This is a genomic window from Cohnella rhizoplanae (genome assembly GCF_948329515.1).
Classification (GTDB): Bacteria; Bacillota; Bacilli; order Paenibacillales; family Paenibacillaceae; genus Cohnella; species Cohnella rhizoplanae.
On the sequence record NZ_CAOJCN010000001.1, the window covers coordinates 31,404 to 45,566 of the forward strand.

The 14,163-nt window shown below is 62.2% G+C and carries 18 protein-coding genes; 14 read left to right on the top strand and 4 right to left on the bottom strand.

Annotation, left to right across the window (positions count from 1 at the left end; translation table 11 throughout):
* Positions 1-32 precede the first annotated feature (32 nt).
* Positions 33-794, top strand: a complete 762-nt coding sequence (pstB, locus tag PQG80_RS00145; protein WP_271749085.1) for a phosphate ABC transporter ATP-binding protein PstB — start codon at positions 33-35, stop codon at positions 792-794.
* 269 nt (positions 795-1,063) lie between these two features.
* On the opposite strand, the gene PQG80_RS00150 is transcribed toward pstB, so the two are convergent.
* On the bottom strand, positions 1,064-2,563 hold the full coding sequence (locus PQG80_RS00150; protein ID WP_271749086.1) for an IMP dehydrogenase: 1,500 nt from the start codon (positions 2,561-2,563) through the stop codon (positions 1,064-1,066).
* 170 nt (positions 2,564-2,733) lie between these two features.
* Here PQG80_RS00150 and PQG80_RS00155 point away from each other — a divergent pair, with 170 nt between their 5' ends.
* A complete protein-coding gene (locus PQG80_RS00155; protein WP_271749087.1) occupies positions 2,734-3,540 on the top strand; it encodes an alpha/beta hydrolase in 807 nt (268 codons plus the stop codon).
* 85 nt (positions 3,541-3,625) lie between these two features.
* Here the strand turns inward: PQG80_RS00155 and PQG80_RS00160 are convergent, their stop codons facing one another.
* On the bottom strand, positions 3,626-4,486 hold the full coding sequence (locus tag PQG80_RS00160; RefSeq protein ID WP_271749088.1) for an alpha/beta fold hydrolase: 861 nt from the start codon (positions 4,484-4,486) through the stop codon (positions 3,626-3,628).
* A gap of 249 nt (positions 4,487-4,735) precedes the next feature.
* On the opposite strand from PQG80_RS00160, the gene PQG80_RS00165 reads away from it, so the two are divergent.
* Both PQG80_RS00165 and PQG80_RS00170 read left to right on the top strand, forming a co-directional pair.
* Complete coding sequence (locus PQG80_RS00165) at positions 4,736-5,140, top strand: phage holin family protein (protein ID WP_271749089.1); 405 nt, start codon at positions 4,736-4,738, stop codon at positions 5,138-5,140.
* A 149-nt stretch (positions 5,141-5,289) separates the two neighbouring features.
* Entirely contained in the window at positions 5,290-5,685 is a 396-nt protein-coding gene (locus PQG80_RS00170) for a cupredoxin domain-containing protein (protein ID WP_271749090.1), read from the top strand.
* A gap of 79 nt (positions 5,686-5,764) precedes the next feature.
* On the opposite strand, the gene PQG80_RS00175 is transcribed toward PQG80_RS00170, so the two are convergent.
* Positions 5,765-6,016: a hypothetical protein gene (locus tag PQG80_RS00175; RefSeq protein ID WP_271749091.1), complete on the bottom strand. Its 252-nt coding sequence runs from the start codon at positions 6,014-6,016 to the stop codon at positions 5,765-5,767.
* A 176-nt stretch (positions 6,017-6,192) separates the two neighbouring features.
* On the opposite strand from PQG80_RS00175, the gene PQG80_RS00180 reads away from it, so the two are divergent.
* The 10 genes from PQG80_RS00180 (at position 6,193) to PQG80_RS00225 (ending at position 11,997) form a co-directional block, all read left to right on the top strand.
* Positions 6,193-6,480 (top strand): Dabb family protein, encoded by a 288-nt coding sequence (locus tag PQG80_RS00180; RefSeq protein WP_271749900.1) that lies wholly within the window; start codon positions 6,193-6,195, stop codon positions 6,478-6,480.
* Positions 6,481-6,492: 12 nt separating this feature from the next.
* Complete coding sequence (locus PQG80_RS00185; protein ID WP_271749092.1) at positions 6,493-6,630, top strand: hypothetical protein; 138 nt, start codon at positions 6,493-6,495, stop codon at positions 6,628-6,630.
* A 10-nt stretch (positions 6,631-6,640) separates the two neighbouring features.
* On the top strand, positions 6,641-7,081 hold the full coding sequence (locus PQG80_RS00190; RefSeq protein WP_271749093.1) for a DUF86 domain-containing protein: 441 nt from the start codon (positions 6,641-6,643) through the stop codon (positions 7,079-7,081).
* A gap of 110 nt (positions 7,082-7,191) precedes the next feature.
* Positions 7,192-7,854 carry a helix-turn-helix transcriptional regulator gene (locus PQG80_RS00195; RefSeq protein ID WP_271749094.1) on the top strand — a complete coding sequence of 221 codons (663 nt, stop codon included), beginning with the start codon at positions 7,192-7,194 and terminating at the stop codon, positions 7,852-7,854.
* A 249-nt stretch (positions 7,855-8,103) separates the two neighbouring features.
* Positions 8,104-8,511, top strand: a complete 408-nt coding sequence (locus tag PQG80_RS00200; RefSeq protein ID WP_271749095.1) for a hypothetical protein — start codon at positions 8,104-8,106, stop codon at positions 8,509-8,511.
* Between the two features lie 142 nt (positions 8,512-8,653).
* Positions 8,654-8,950, top strand: coding sequence for a YtxH domain-containing protein (locus PQG80_RS00205; protein WP_271749096.1), 297 nt, complete (start codon positions 8,654-8,656; stop codon positions 8,948-8,950).
* Between the two features lie 168 nt (positions 8,951-9,118).
* A complete protein-coding gene (gene racE, locus PQG80_RS00210; RefSeq protein ID WP_271749097.1) occupies positions 9,119-9,937 on the top strand; it encodes a glutamate racemase in 819 nt (272 codons plus the stop codon).
* 166 nt (positions 9,938-10,103) lie between these two features.
* A complete protein-coding gene (locus tag PQG80_RS00215; RefSeq protein ID WP_271749098.1) occupies positions 10,104-11,345 on the top strand; it encodes a M14 family metallopeptidase in 1,242 nt (413 codons plus the stop codon).
* A gap of 60 nt (positions 11,346-11,405) precedes the next feature.
* Positions 11,406-11,708: an iron-sulfur cluster assembly accessory protein gene (locus PQG80_RS00220; protein WP_271749901.1), complete on the top strand. Its 303-nt coding sequence runs from the start codon at positions 11,406-11,408 to the stop codon at positions 11,706-11,708.
* 28 nt (positions 11,709-11,736) lie between these two features.
* Positions 11,737-11,997 carry a YuzB family protein gene (locus tag PQG80_RS00225; RefSeq protein WP_271749902.1) on the top strand — a complete coding sequence of 87 codons (261 nt, stop codon included), beginning with the start codon at positions 11,737-11,739 and terminating at the stop codon, positions 11,995-11,997.
* A gap of 96 nt (positions 11,998-12,093) precedes the next feature.
* On the opposite strand, the gene PQG80_RS00230 is transcribed toward PQG80_RS00225, so the two are convergent.
* Positions 12,094-14,082, bottom strand: coding sequence for an LTA synthase family protein (locus PQG80_RS00230; RefSeq protein WP_271749099.1), 1,989 nt, complete (start codon positions 14,080-14,082; stop codon positions 12,094-12,096).
* Between the last annotated feature and the right edge of the window lie 81 nt (positions 14,083-14,163).

Here is a 14,163-nt window from a genome sequence, read left to right on the forward strand (position 1 = left end):
TAGCGGTCGACATCGAACAGGAGGCACGTCCTATGCAAGCAACGGCGCTCATCGAAATCAACAAGCTGAATTTGTTCTACGGCGCATTTCAGGCGCTCAAGCACGTGTCGCTCGAGATTCCACAGCGGGCGATCACCGCTTTTATCGGCCCCTCGGGCTGCGGCAAGTCGACGCTCCTGCGCACGCTCAACCGGATGAACGACATGATCCCCGGCGCGCGGGTGGAGGGGAGCATCGAGATCGGCGGCACGGATATTTACGCCGGCGACGTGCACGTGGAGACGCTCCGGAAAAAAGTCGGCATGGTATTCCAGCAGCCGAATCCATTCCCCAAGTCGATCTACGACAACGTCGCTTACGGCCCGCGCCTGCACGGCATCACCAAGAAGCGCGAGCTCGACGAGATCGTCGAGAATAGTCTCCGCTCGGCGGCGCTGTGGAACGAGGTCAAGGATCACCTGAAGCGCTCGGCGCTCAGCCTCTCGGGCGGCCAGCAGCAGCGTCTGTGCATCGCCCGAGCGCTGGCGGTCGGTCCGGACGTGCTGCTCATGGACGAAGCGACATCCGCGCTGGACCCGATCTCCACGATCAAGATCGAGGAGCTGGCGCAGGAGCTGAAGGACCGGTACACGATCGTCATGGTCACCCACAACATGCACCAGGCGGCCCGCGTATCGCACCAGACCGTCTTCTTCCTGAATGGAGAAGTCGTCGAGTACAGCGCTACGGAAAAGCTGTTTTCCGACCCTTCCGACCAGCGGACGGAAGACTACATCAGCGGGCGGTTCGGCTGAGGTATTGGCGATATCGCGCCGCATGCCATTATCCCGCTCGCTCAGGCGATATGGATATCACGTTCTCGCGCGCCGTGCCATTATCCCCTTGCGTCAGGATGCATCCTAGTGGAGCGATCCTGAGCCGAAGGGATAATGGCATGCGATAAAATCCGGAGCTACGGTCAAATGCACCGGAGCGATAAAGAAGTCCCGCCGCAAATTAATCACGGCAAAAAGCCCGCATCTCCTTCCGCGAAGAAGGGATGCGGGCTTTTGCCGCCGCTCGGTCAGTCGCCTGACAAGCCGGTTTCTTTGATCATGACGTCGTGCGCGCCGCCTTCGACGAGGCTGGTCGCCGATACGAGCGTGATGCGCGCCTCGCGCTGCAGCTCGGGAATGCTGATCGCGCCGCAGTTGCACATGGTCGACTTGATTTTCCCCAGCGTCTTGTCCAGATTCTCCTGCAGGCCGCCCGCGTAGGGGACGTAAGAGTCGACGCCTTCCTCGAACAGCAGGTTCTCTTTGCCGCCGCTGTCGTAACGCTGCCAGTTGCGCGCGCGGTTCGAGCCTTCGCCCCAGAACTCCTTGACGAAGTTGTTGCCGACCTTCAGCTTGCGCGTCGGGCTCTCGTCGAACCTGGCGAAGTAGCGTCCCATCATGACGAAATCCGCGCCCATCGCAAGGGCGAGCGTAATGTGATAGTCGTGCACGATGCCGCCGTCCGAACATAGCGGCACGTAGATGCCTGTCTCCTCGAAGTACCGGTCCCGCTCCTCGGCGACCTCGATGAGCGCGGACGCCTGGCCGCGTCCGATGCCCTTCTGCTCGCGCGTGATGCAGATGGAGCCGCCGCCGATCCCGACCTTGACGAAGTCCGCGCCGGCCTCGACGAGATACCTGAAGCCTTCGCGGTCGACGATGTTGCCGGCGCCGATCGGGATGTCGAAGTTGGCCTTGACATAGGCGATCGTATCGCGCTGCCATTCGCTGTAGCCGTCCGAGGCGTCGATGACGAGGATGTCGGCTCCCGCCGCCACGAGCGCGGGCACGCGTTCCTCGTAATCGCGGGTATTGATGCCGGCGCCGACGACATAGCTTTTGTTGGCGTCCAGCAGCTGGAGCGGGTATTCCTTGTGGGCGTCGTAATCCTTGCGGAAGACCAGATGCTCCAGATGCTGCGTCTCGTCCACGATCGGCAGGCAGTTGAGCTTGTGTTCCCAGATGAGGTCGTTGGCTTCGGGGAGAGAGATGCCGGAGCGCCCGCAGACGAGCGATTCGTAGGGCGTCATGAATTCGCGGATCGGTTTGTCGGCCGGGTCGCGGCTGTCGCGGTAGTCGCGGCTCGTGACGATGCCGAGCAGCTTGCCGCGGGGAGAGCCGTCGTCGGTGATGGCGACGGTGGAGTGGCCCGTCGATGCCTTGAGCGCCCTGACGTCGGCGAGCGTATGGTCCGGGGTGAGGTTGGAGCGGCTGGCGACGAAGCCGGCCTTGAACGCTTTGACCTTCGCGACCATGCGGGCTTGCTCGGCGGCGGGCTGGGAACCGAAGATAAAGGAAATGCCGCCGCTGCGGGCCAGGGCGACTGCCATCGCGTCGTCGGAGACGGATTGCATGACGGCGGAGGAGAACGGGATGTTGAGCGTCAGTCGCGACTGCTCGCCCCGGGCGTGCTTGACGATCGGCGTTGCCAGAGATACGCGCTCGGTCGTGCATTCGCGCCGCGTCAGGTTCGGGATCAGCAGATACTCGCTGAAGGTGCGCGAAGGTTCCGTATAATACTTGGCCATGCTCATCATCCTCCCATAGCTCTCGCTCAATAAATTTTACCAATAGTAGCATGAGCGGGAGGGCTTGGCAACGAGCAATTGCGAATCAGGCGCATTTATATCGGCAAAAGCCGGCCGGTGTGCTAGGATGAGGTGGAAGGAATCCTAATTCTACCTATCGAGGTGCAACGATGTCCGCGCGAAATCGAGAAGAACGGCTGTTATGGCCGGAAGGCGCTCCCTACGCGGCCGGGGAAACGCCGGAAGACAAGCCCGCGATTATCCCTTATCTGCTGGAGGGACCGGATCGGCCGGTCGTCATCGTAGCGCCGGGCGGCGGCTACGGCATGCGCGCCGACCATGAAGGAGAGCCCGTCGCCTTGTGGCTGAACGGCCTGGGCATCTCCGCGTTCGTGCTTCGCTACCGGGTGGCGCCATACAAGCATCCGGCGCCGATGACGGACGCGCTGCGCGCGGTCCGGACCGTGCGCGCCGGCGCCGCCGAGTTCGGCGTCGACCCTGGACGCGTCGGCCTACTGGGCTTTTCCGCGGGCGGCCACCTGACGGCGTCGGCCGGCACGCAGTGGGAAGGCGCCCTGACGGATGCCGAGGACCCGATCGATCGCTTCTCGGACAGGCCTGATCTGATCGTCCTCTGTTACCCCGTCATTACGTTCCGGGATCCGCACACGCATGCGGGCAGCCGGCAGAACCTGCTGGGCGCGTCTCCGTCGCGCGAGCTGGTCGAGCGCATGTCCGCCGAGCTTCGGGTAACCGCCGAGACGCCCCCCGCGTTTCTGTGGCATACGTCGGACGACGCCGCGGTGCCCGTCGAGAACAGCCTGCTGTTCGCCGCCGCGCTGCGGGAGAACGGCGTTCTTTTCGACCTCCACGTATACAGCAGCGGCGCGCACGGCATCGGCTTGGCCGAGGATCACCCCTTCGCGTCGGGTTGGACGTCGGCTGCCGCTGCCTGGCTGAAGGCGCAGGGTTTTTGAGCTCGGGCGGCAAGACGCGAGCTGAAACTGAAAAAGTCTCCGGGCGGCCTGGGCCGTCCGGAGACTTTTTATGTGCGCGCTCGAATCAGAGTATCGGCGTCTGCTCGGGCTCGACGACGATCGGCTTGGGGATGAGCTGCGTGTCCGCGAGAAAGGCGGTCAGGCGCTCGCTGAACAGCTGAGGTTCGTCGAACAGGAGCGCGTGCCCGCTCTCCTCGAACCGGTGAAGCGTCGAGCCCGCAACGGTCCGGTGCATCTCCTCCGCCAGCTCGAAGGGGCAAATCTCGTCCTGGACGCCGTGGAAGATCGCGGTAGGCACGCGGATCAGCGGCAGATCCTCGCGCAGGTCTTCCGTGCGGAGCGACTCGAGCGCTTTGTAGGCTGCGACTGCGGAGGCTTCCAGCCCTAGCGACAGGAGCCATGCCGCCATGCCGGCGCTAGGCTTGCTCGCGGTCAGCTGTTTGCCGAAATGCGCGATGAGCCCCGGCCGGTCCGAATAAGCTTGCAGGATCATATCGTCCAGTTTGTCCGTCGGCGTGCCGTACGGGAAGTCCTCCCGCTGCACGAACGAAGGCGCCGCGGCGCCGATGAGCAGCAGATTTGAAATGCCGTGGCCCGCGTGTCTGGCCATATAGCGCACGGCCACCGCGCCGCCCAGAGAGAATCCGACCAGCGTCGCGCCGGTGACGCCCAGATGGTCGACGACTGCCTTGACATCGTCGGCCAGACTGCAATAATTGTAGCCGTCCCAAGTCGCGTCCGACTTGCCGAAGCCGCGGAGGTCGATGCCGATGCATCTGTAGCCGAGCCGCGGCAGCTCCAGAAATTGATATTCGAACATTTTATGGTTGACCGGCCAACCGTGAAGGAAAATTACCGGTTTGCCTTGGCCGATATCCTCCACATAGATACGAACGCCTTTTTCGACTTCCACGTAATGCGACATCGCAATCCCTCCCGATCGTATGGTTGATTCGCATCGCCATTAATGCTCCCGCAGGGAAGGCATTCAACATGGCGATGCCGTCGCCATTCCTTACCCCACGACCGCTATTCTCACGCGCGGGACTGGGAAAGGCGCGGCTTCTTGAATCCCGGCCCGCTCGCGCCGTAGCGGGTCTTGTCCGGACCGCATACGTTATCGTGAGTCCGCCGCATCATGCGCGACTAACGGCTCGGACAGGGGGAGAATCATATGACATGGACGTGGAACGGCGCGGTCGCCTTGCTGGGTTCCGCGATCACCTTCAGCTTCGGCATGTGGAACGAGGCGCTGACGCTGCTCGTCGTGGCGATGGGCGTCGACTACGTGACGGGCGTGTACGCGGCGATCACGGACGGACCGGGACTCAACAGTCGGACGGGCTTCAAGGGGCTGGCCAAAAAAGGATTGATGCTGCTGGTGCTGCTCATATGCCACCGGATCGATCTGCTGCTGGGCACGAACGCCGTCCTGGGCGGCGCGACTTATTTTTATCTGGCGAACGAATTAATCTCCGTAATCGAAAACTGCGGGCGCATCGGCATTCCGATGCCCGACAGATTAAAGCAAGTCGTAGAGATTCTGAAGGGAAAAAGCAAGAGCGACGACTTAAAATAAAGAAATTGGAAAAAAATAATGCGGTCGCGTTCATCAAATTGTCAAAAGTGAAAAAAAGTTGACGCTTTCACGCCGCCGATGGTTGAGTTGCAGCGCCCCTTTTAGGTAATATAAGAGGTAGACAATTCGAGGAAGCAGGGGGAGCAACGATGTTTAAATGGATCATGCCGGTCTTGCTTGTTGTGGCCTGTCTTTTTGCCGTGTACCTCTTGGCTAACGATCTGCCGGAGAGACCGGAGAGCGAGGACGCAGGATTGGCCGAGGGCCAAGAACTGCTCAAGATCACCGCGACATCGGCAGGATACAAGTTCGACCAAGCGGAGTATCACGTGAAGGCCGGAACCAACTACAAGATCAAGTTCTCTAACAAGCTGGGCGTGCACGGCGCGGCGATCCAAGCCGCCAACCTCGACCTGACCCAAGACAATCCGGAAGTGGATTACACGTTCCCGGAGAGCGACAAAGGCAAGACGATCGAGATTCACTGCTCGATCATGTGCGGACAAGGCCACTCGACGATGAAGTCCACGATCGTCGTCGAATAATCTTTCCTTGCGCAAAGGAGAAAGGAGCCGTTGCCGGCTCCTTTTTTTCGTAAGACGTGCGCGGGCGCGCACGGGAATGTCAGGCCTGCCTTTTCCTGTACAGCTTGACGATCAGGTAATCGCATATCGCGCCGATGACGGCGTAGCTCAGCACGGTGAGTACGTACATGGCCATGACGCTGACACGGTGAATGTCGCCGAACAGCTCCACGAACCAGATCGGCACGCTGAACATGAACAAAAAAGCGTTGTGAGGGTCGTGACCCGTCGCGTTGAACAAACAAAGCGCCAACCCGATCAGCGTAAATACAATCGTATACGTAAGCCGCATGACCTGCCTCCTTCCGCGGCGTCCAGCGAGATGTGCGAATAGTATGCGCCTCACGCGGCGCGTGCATGCGGCATGCCGGCGGCTTACGGGCGGGAGCGTCAGGCGCGGCCAAGCGCCCCGCATCGCGCGCCATCGACTGCAACACCGGGCATTTTATCCTGAAAGGGGACAAGATCATGCTGACGCATATCGTATTGTTTAAATTAAAGGACCGCAGTCCGGAGAGCGTCGAGAAGACGGCTGCCGTGCTTCGCAACATGGAAGGCAAGATCGAGCAGCTCCTCTCCATCGAGGTCGGCACGGACATCGTGCACGGCGAGCGCTCTTACGACGTCTCGCTCGTGACCAAGTTTGCTTCTCTCGAGGACATGCAGGCCTACCAAGTGCATCCCGAGCACAAAAAAGTCATCGAGCACATGACGGTCGCGCGCGAAGCGCAAGCCGTCGTCGATTATGAGAGCTGAGGGGCATAATACGTGAACACAACGACCGACTCCGGCGCCGGCGATCTGTACGAGATGATGACGTATCTGCTGGTGATCATTATCAGCGCGTTGATCATGGTCTATTGGCTGAGGCGCAAAGGCCGCAATAAGCGGAGCAAGAAGGACTGAGGGTGATGGCATGTACTACGTGAACAGAGAAGCGATCGCGAGCCGGCTGCGCTGCGCCCCGGACTTGGGAGCGGCCGCGTCCAGGCTGGCTTCCGAATGGAGAGGCGATCTGATGCAGGGGCTCGCGCAGGAGCGCTGCCTGCACCTGGCGCTCGAGATCGTGACGGACATCGGCAGTTTCCTGATCGACGGCTTCATGATGCGCGACGCCGGCAGCTACGAGGATATCGTCGGCGTCATCGGCGGCGAGGGCGTTATCGACGCGCAGGCGGCGGATCGTCTTCGCACGCTCGTGGCGCTGCGGAGGCCGCTCGTGCAGGACTACGACCTGTGGCAGCGGCAGCAGCTGCACCCGCTTACCGGAGAGCTGCAGGGCATGCTGGAGTCGTTCTCCGAAGCGGTGAAGCTCTATCTGAGCCGCGAGCTCGACCCATGGGAACAGGAGCGCTGACGGGGATTGGCAATTTACGCTGCACGCTTATTCCTATACAATAGGAGCATAAGCGGGCGGCGTTTTTTTTATTTAGGCCCGGCGACGCAGGCATGAAGGAGGAGAGGCGCATGCTGCCGCACGACGAAGGAAGAACAACACGACAGCAGCTGCTTCAGACGCTCCGTACGGGCGGCGGCGGCAGCATCGCCTCGCTCTCGCAGGCGCTGTCCATTACGGAGATGGGCGTGCGCCGGCATGTGCAGGCGCTCGAGCGCGAGGGCCTCGTCGCCGCCGAGGTCGTCAAGCAGGCCATGGGCCGGCCCATGGCCGTCTATCGATTGACGCAGCGCGCGGACGATCTATTTCCGAAAAATTACCCGCAGCTCGCGCTCGACCTGTTGGGCGAGCTGGACGGCGATCCCGAGGGCGAAGCGATGATCGGCCGTCTGTTCGCCGGCCGCCGCGACAAGCTCGTCGCCCGGCACATGGCCGCGATGGCCGGGGCCACGCTCGAGGAGCGCGTGGCCGAACTGTCCGAGATCCAGCAGGCGGGCGGCTACATGTCCCATTGGGAACGCGATGGGACAGGGGACGGGTATACGCTCTACGAATACAATTGCCCGATCGCGCAGGTCGCCGGCAAGTACCGCCAAGCCTGCAGCTGCGAGCAACAGCTGTTCGAGACGCTTCTCGGCGCCGAGGTCAATCGTACCGAATGCATCGCGGACGGCGGGGCCAAGTGCACGTACGCGATAAGGCGCCATTCGCAGGAACGGGCAGCGACGTCTTGAACGCAAGTTGGATAATCTATAGGAAGCCGGCGGGGCGCGAGCCTGTGGCCGGCATTTTTATTTCCGGCGGCCGCGTCTGCGGATGAGAACGACTTAAACGAATCGTTCTTTTCCCCCCGATACGTCCGGAGAAAAAAATATTGCCCGCATGCAGTGTCAGGACGGGCCCAACGTTCTTATACTGTGTTAAGCGCATGGGCGGATGCCCGGCTTCGCAAGCGAAGGTTCGATCCCGAGGGAGGAGAGACGATGGCCTGGACGATCGCAGGGTATGCGGCGGCGGTCATGTTCGCGGCGGCCGCGGTCGCGGCGCTGCACGCCGCTGTGGCGGCAGCAAGGGCGCTGAACGCGCTCCGGGCGGCCGCGCGGACGCTGGAGGCGGAAGGCGCCGAATCGCTGCGGCAGCTGGCACGGCTCGCGGCCGGCGGCGCGGAAGCCGCGGAGATGTGCCGCGGAGCGGCAAGGTCCGCGGCGCGGCTAGCCGAGGGCGGCAGGGCGTTCGGCGAGGCCGCCGCCCGCTCCGCCGAGACCGCGGCGGCGCTCCTGGACGCCTGGCGGGGGCGGTTCGCCCGCTGGACGCAGAACGCCGCCGCCCCGGCCGGCCCGCCTGACCGATCGGCGGCTGCTCCGGCCGATCCGGCTGACGCCTCGGGCTGAGGCGGCTGAAGGTACTCTGCGGATCCGGCCGATCCGTCGGACCAGGTCATCCTTCCGTCGGTGAATACAAATCCGGCTGATGCCGCAAGCGCGGATCCGAAGCAAAAAGGGAAGCGGAAATCGACAATCGGAGGGATTCACGATGGCAGAACGAAAAGCGGTAAAATCATTCCTGATCGGCGCGCTGTCCGGCGCTGCGCTCGGCGCGGCGGCCGCGCTGCTGCTGGCGCCCAAGCCGGGCAAGGAGCTGCGCAAGGACATCGCCGACAAAGCCCAGCTCGTAGGCGACAAGACAGCCGAGCTGGGCAAGGCGGCCGGCAGCGCCGCGCAGACGCTGGCGAAGAAGTCGGCGGATTGGGCCGGGGAGGTCCGCGCCAAGCTCGGCAAAAAGGATGCGGCTGAAACCCCGGCGGCATCGGACGATGCCGAGGCGATCTGATCCGCAAGCAGCATAAGCGCGCGAAGCAGCGCCGTCCGGCAGGTCCGGACGGCGCTGCTTCGCGCCTTGAACCGCATCTGAATATGCGCTAATATGTAGGTACCTTTTGCGCGAAGATCTCATAATTTATCTAGATTCGTCATCTCCATAGCAGAAAGCGGTGTTCTCGTGCAACAAGCGATCGCAGTCCTGGACTCCGGCGTGGGCGGACTGACAGTCGTCAAGGAAGTGATGCGTCAGCTTCCCCGAGAGAAGATTTTATATTTCGGCGATACGGCGCGCACGCCTTACGGGTCCCGCTCCCCCGAGCAAGTCGTCGAATTTACCCGGGAGATTGTCGACTATCTGGTCCAATTCAATCCGAAAATGATCGTCATCGCCTGCAACACGGCCACGGCCGTCGCGCTTGAGGACATCACGAGCCGCGTCTCCGTGCCGGTCGTGGGCGTCATCGGGCCGGGGGCCCGCGCCGCGCTTGGACGCACGCGCACGGGCGTCATCGGCGTTATCGGCACCGAGGGCACGATCCGTAGCGGCGCATACGAGGCGGCGCTGAACCGGCTGTCGGGCGGCAAGGTACAAGTCGTCAGCGAGGCCTGTCCCGGCTTCGTTCCGCTCGTGGAGGATGGCAACTTCCGGTCCGCGCGCACGCGCGAGATCGTGGAGGCGTCGCTCGCCACGCTGCGGGACACGCAGTTGGACAGCCTGATTCTCGGCTGCACTCACTATCCGTTCCTGGCCGAGACGATCTCCGAGACGATGGGACCCGGCGTCGCGCTTATCAGCTCGGCGGACGAGACCGCCCGGGAGATCCGCTCCATTCTGGAGCGGTCGGACCAGCTTGCGGCCACCGCGGACGGCGCGCCGCTGCATCAGTTTTTTTGCAGCGGCGATCCGGCGAAGTTCCGGGAGATCGCCCAGACCTGGCTCGGCGAGCAGATCCGCCTGACGCCGGTCGTCTGGCAAGTGCCGCATATCGGCGCCTAAACCGTTCCATCATCGAAGCCTTCCAGCCGCCAGCAGGCAGCCGGAAGGCTTCGTTTTTGCGTATCGGCGTCATAACCCGGCGGGTCATGGCATACAAAAATATACGCAAAAAGGCGACTTGACCGGAGGTAGTGCCGGTTCGCCATAGCAGCGGGGAGGGATCGGGATGCGAGCGGAGGAGTATGTGGCGGCGCGGGGTGATACGTATAGGTCGATCGCCAGAGCCTCGGGCGTAGGCTGCCGAGAGCTGATCATGGCGAATCCGCAGCGGCTCGCAAGCGAGCCGCTGCGCGCGGGGGAGCTATTATACTTGCCTGTGCCTACGGCGCAGAAGCGCATGTATGTCGTACAGCCGGGCGACACGCTGGCGGACATCGCAGAGGCGTTCGCGTGCGCGGCGTCCCGGTTGAGGGAGCTCAATCCGGGCTTGTCCGGGGGAGCGGAACCGGTCGCAGGCGCCCGCATCGAGCTGCCTCCGCCGTCCCCCGCCCGCATCGTCATCCCGTCGTCCGGTTACGGGCCGGCGAGACTGGCGGCCGACGTCAAGCGGCTGACGAACGCTTTTCCCTTTCTGAAGACCGCCACGATCGGCAAAAGCGTCATGGGCAAGCCGATCGTGGCTTTGCGGATCGGGGACGGTCCGTTTTGCTGGCATCTGAATGCCGCCGTGCATGCCAACGAATGGATCACCTCGCTGATCGCGATGCGCTTTCTGGAGGATTACGGGCGGGCATGCCGCCGCAGGGCCCGGATCGGCGGGTTGGAGGCGGCAGATTTGTACCGGCGGACATCGTTGTGGGTGGTGCCGATGGTCAACCCCGACGGCGTCGAGCTCGTACAAGAGGGGCTCCAGCCGGGCCATCCGCTGTCGGCACAGCTCGGCCGCTGGAACCGAGGCTCTCCATCTTTTCGCAACTGGAAGGCCAACGCGAGGGGCGTCGACCTGAACGACCAGTTTCCCGCCGGATGGGAAGAGGAGCGCCGGCGCCGCGGCGTGCCGGGTCCGGCCCCGCGCGATTACGGCGGCGATGCGCCGCTCTGCGAGCCGGAGGCCGCGGCTCTCGCGAGCTTCGCGGAGGAGCAGGACTTCGACGCCGTCATCTCGCTGCATACGCAGGGGGAGGAGATCTATTGGAACTACGGCGGCCTGGAGCCGCCGGAGTCGAAAGCCTGGGCGAGCCGTCTCGGCCTCGCTTCTGGCTACCGGCCGGTCGAGCTCTCGGGCAGCGACGCGGGCTTCAAGGATTGGTTCATCGCGAGATTCCGCAAGCCCGGCTTCACCGTCGAAGCAGGTCATGGCCGCAATCCGCTGCCCTTGGCCGCGTTCGAGGACATGTACGACGATTGCCTGCGGCTGCTCACGGAAGCGCTGGACTTAAGCCCCGGAGGGTTATACAATAGAACATGATCTCCCCGGCGAACACGGCTTCCGCAGGGAGAGATGCCGACGATTGGAGTGAACACGATCATGCAATGCAAGATTACGCGCAATGCGGCCAAGATCCTGAAGCTCGAGCTGGACAAGCCGGAGAACGAAGGCCAGTACCTTCGCGTCCTGATCACGCACAGTCACGGCGATCACGCCCACTACGGCCTGGACATGTCCAAGCCGACAGCGGACGACGAGATCGTCTCCACCGATAAAGGAATCGACGTACTGCTGGCCAAGGGCGTCGAGCTGCTAGACGGCGTCAAGATCGATTATCTCTATTTTCCGCAAGAAGGCTTCGTGATCACGAACCCGAGCAAGGGGAACCATGGCGATCACTGAGCGTGCGGCGCCGCCGGAGATCCGGACGATCCCCGCTGCGGATCCGGCGGCTGGCCCCAGTCTCAACGACATCCGCATTTGCGACAAATGCAAGCACACGCGGGTCAAGACGCTGACGAGCAAGCTGCAGAAGCTGGACCCGGCGGCCGAGATCCGCGTCGGCTGCAAGTCGTATTGCGGCCCCTGCGCCAAGCGGGCGTTCGTCTTCATCAACGGGCGGTACATCGCCGCGCCCTCCGAGGACGAAGCGCTCGAGAAGGTCAAGCCGTTCATCAAAGCCCGCAAATAAACAGAAAGAGCGTCCCGGCCGCAACTTACGGCAGGGGCGCTCTTTTGATTTCGCTAAAGTTCATTTACATACGGATGTTCGCGAGCGGATTTGCGGTTAGTTACCGTCTTCTTTCTTCAGCTCGGGGAGCAAGTCGTGCTCGACGACGATGTCGGACACCTGCAGCTCCCGGTTCGCGGCTTCGCTGCCTGCCGCGCAGGCGGATATGTCGGTCGCCGCGCCATCCGCGAGCGAATAGCAGGATCCTGCGGCGCCGGTGCCGCCGCTCGAAGGCATGTAATACACCTTGCCGTCCGTGAAGCCGCCGGTTCGGAAGACGACCGGTTTCTCCGCGGCGGACAGCATGCTCACGCCCATCATCTTGTTGTCTCCCATCGGAATGCCTAGCATCTGGAGAATCGTAGGCGCCGTATCCAGCTGTCCGACGGCTTTTTCGTTCACGCCGGCGTTTTCGTCGCCAGGGAAGTGAATGAAGAAAGGCACCTTGCGGATGATCGCGTCCATCTCTTCGGCGGACAGCGATTTGCCTAGCAACTGCTCGTACGGCTTCTTGTCGTATAGCGAGTTGTCGTGGTCGCCGTACAGCATGAGCACCGTGTTGTCCCACAATCCCTCGTCCTGGAGGCGCTGGATGAGCTCTGCGATCGCCGCGTCCACGTAGTGGGCGGCCTGCAGATAGTCGCCGAACGTCGTGCCGTCGTAGTCGCCGACGTCGAACTCGGTCTTGTAATCCGGCAGATTAAACGGATGGTGGCCCGATATGGTGATCGCGAACGCATAGAAAGGCGAAGCGCCGCGTTCCTTGATCTGGTCGACGGTCTGCTGCAGGAACGACTTGTCGCCGATGGACCAGCCGAGCGGTTCGTCGTCGTCGAAGTCCTTGATGCTGTAAAATTGCCCGTAATCCATGTTGTGATACATGTTGTTGCGGTTCCAGAAGCTGCCGTCGTAAGCGTGATGGACGGTCGTATCGTAGCCTTTGCCGTTTAGAATCTCGGGCAGGCAGTTGAAGTCATGATCGGCGAAACGGATAAAAACGGACCCGGTCGGCATCGGATGCAGCGAGCAGCTGGTGAGGAAGTCGGCGTCCGAAGTCCGGCCCTGGCCGGTCTGGTGGTAAAAGTTAGGGAAATAAAGGCTTTTCCCGATCAGAGCGTTCAGGTTGGGGGTGATCTCCTTGCCTTCGACCTTCTGCCCGATGACGAACGACTGGAACGCTTCCGCCTGGATCATCAAAATGTTTTTGCCGGCGGCGGCTCCGAACAGCGGCTCCGATTCAGCCTGCTCCTGCAGCAGCTTGCGCTCGCCGAACCAGTCCTTCGCCTCCTGGATCTGCTCTTCGCCGACGCCTCCGCTGAACCAATGTTCCTTGGCATAGCGATATGTGTCATAGCCGTGGAAGCCGAGCAGTCCGGTTACGTTGTAGATCGGAATGTTCCACCAGTTGCCGACGAAGAGGCCGCTGGCCCATCCGTTCTTCTGCTGATTGACGGGTCCGGAGATCATGGCGATGCCCATCGCGAGCAGCGCGCCGGCCAGCGCAGTATTGAGGATGAGGCGGGAGCGGGAACGGCTGCGCACCGGCGACGACCCGTAGCGCCGGGAGAGACGCGCGGGACGCCAGTACCAGCATGCCCATACGGCATAAGCGATGGCGACGGGAACGTCGCATACCAACACGAGATCGCCGCGGTGGACGAGGCTCCATATGCTGTCTTCGAGCGAGCTCACTTGATTCGCCTGAAGGAGGACGGGAATGGAGATGAAATCTTTAAAATAACGGAAGTAGACAAGGTCCGCGAAAAGCAGCACGGACAGGACAATATCGAGAACGGCGAGCGCAACCGCGCGCGCCCGCTTGCCGAGCCAGACGATCCAGAACGTGGCGATCATCATGGCGCCGTAGTTGACCATCCATTTCCATTGGTTCATGCCGCCGACGTCCAGTTGACCATCGAGCCAGTTTAACTTGTAGACGAAAGACAGAATGAGCAGCATAGCGCCCCAGTATGGCCAGGCAGCCAGACCGGCGGCTGTCAGCTTGACGCCTTTGGAGGCCTTCGTACGAAGCTCCGTATTGATCACTTATCGATTCCCCTTTATCCGGATCGGCCGGTAAATTCCATTGCGGCTTCGCTTCGGTGGGTGGAAGCCGTCATCGCACAA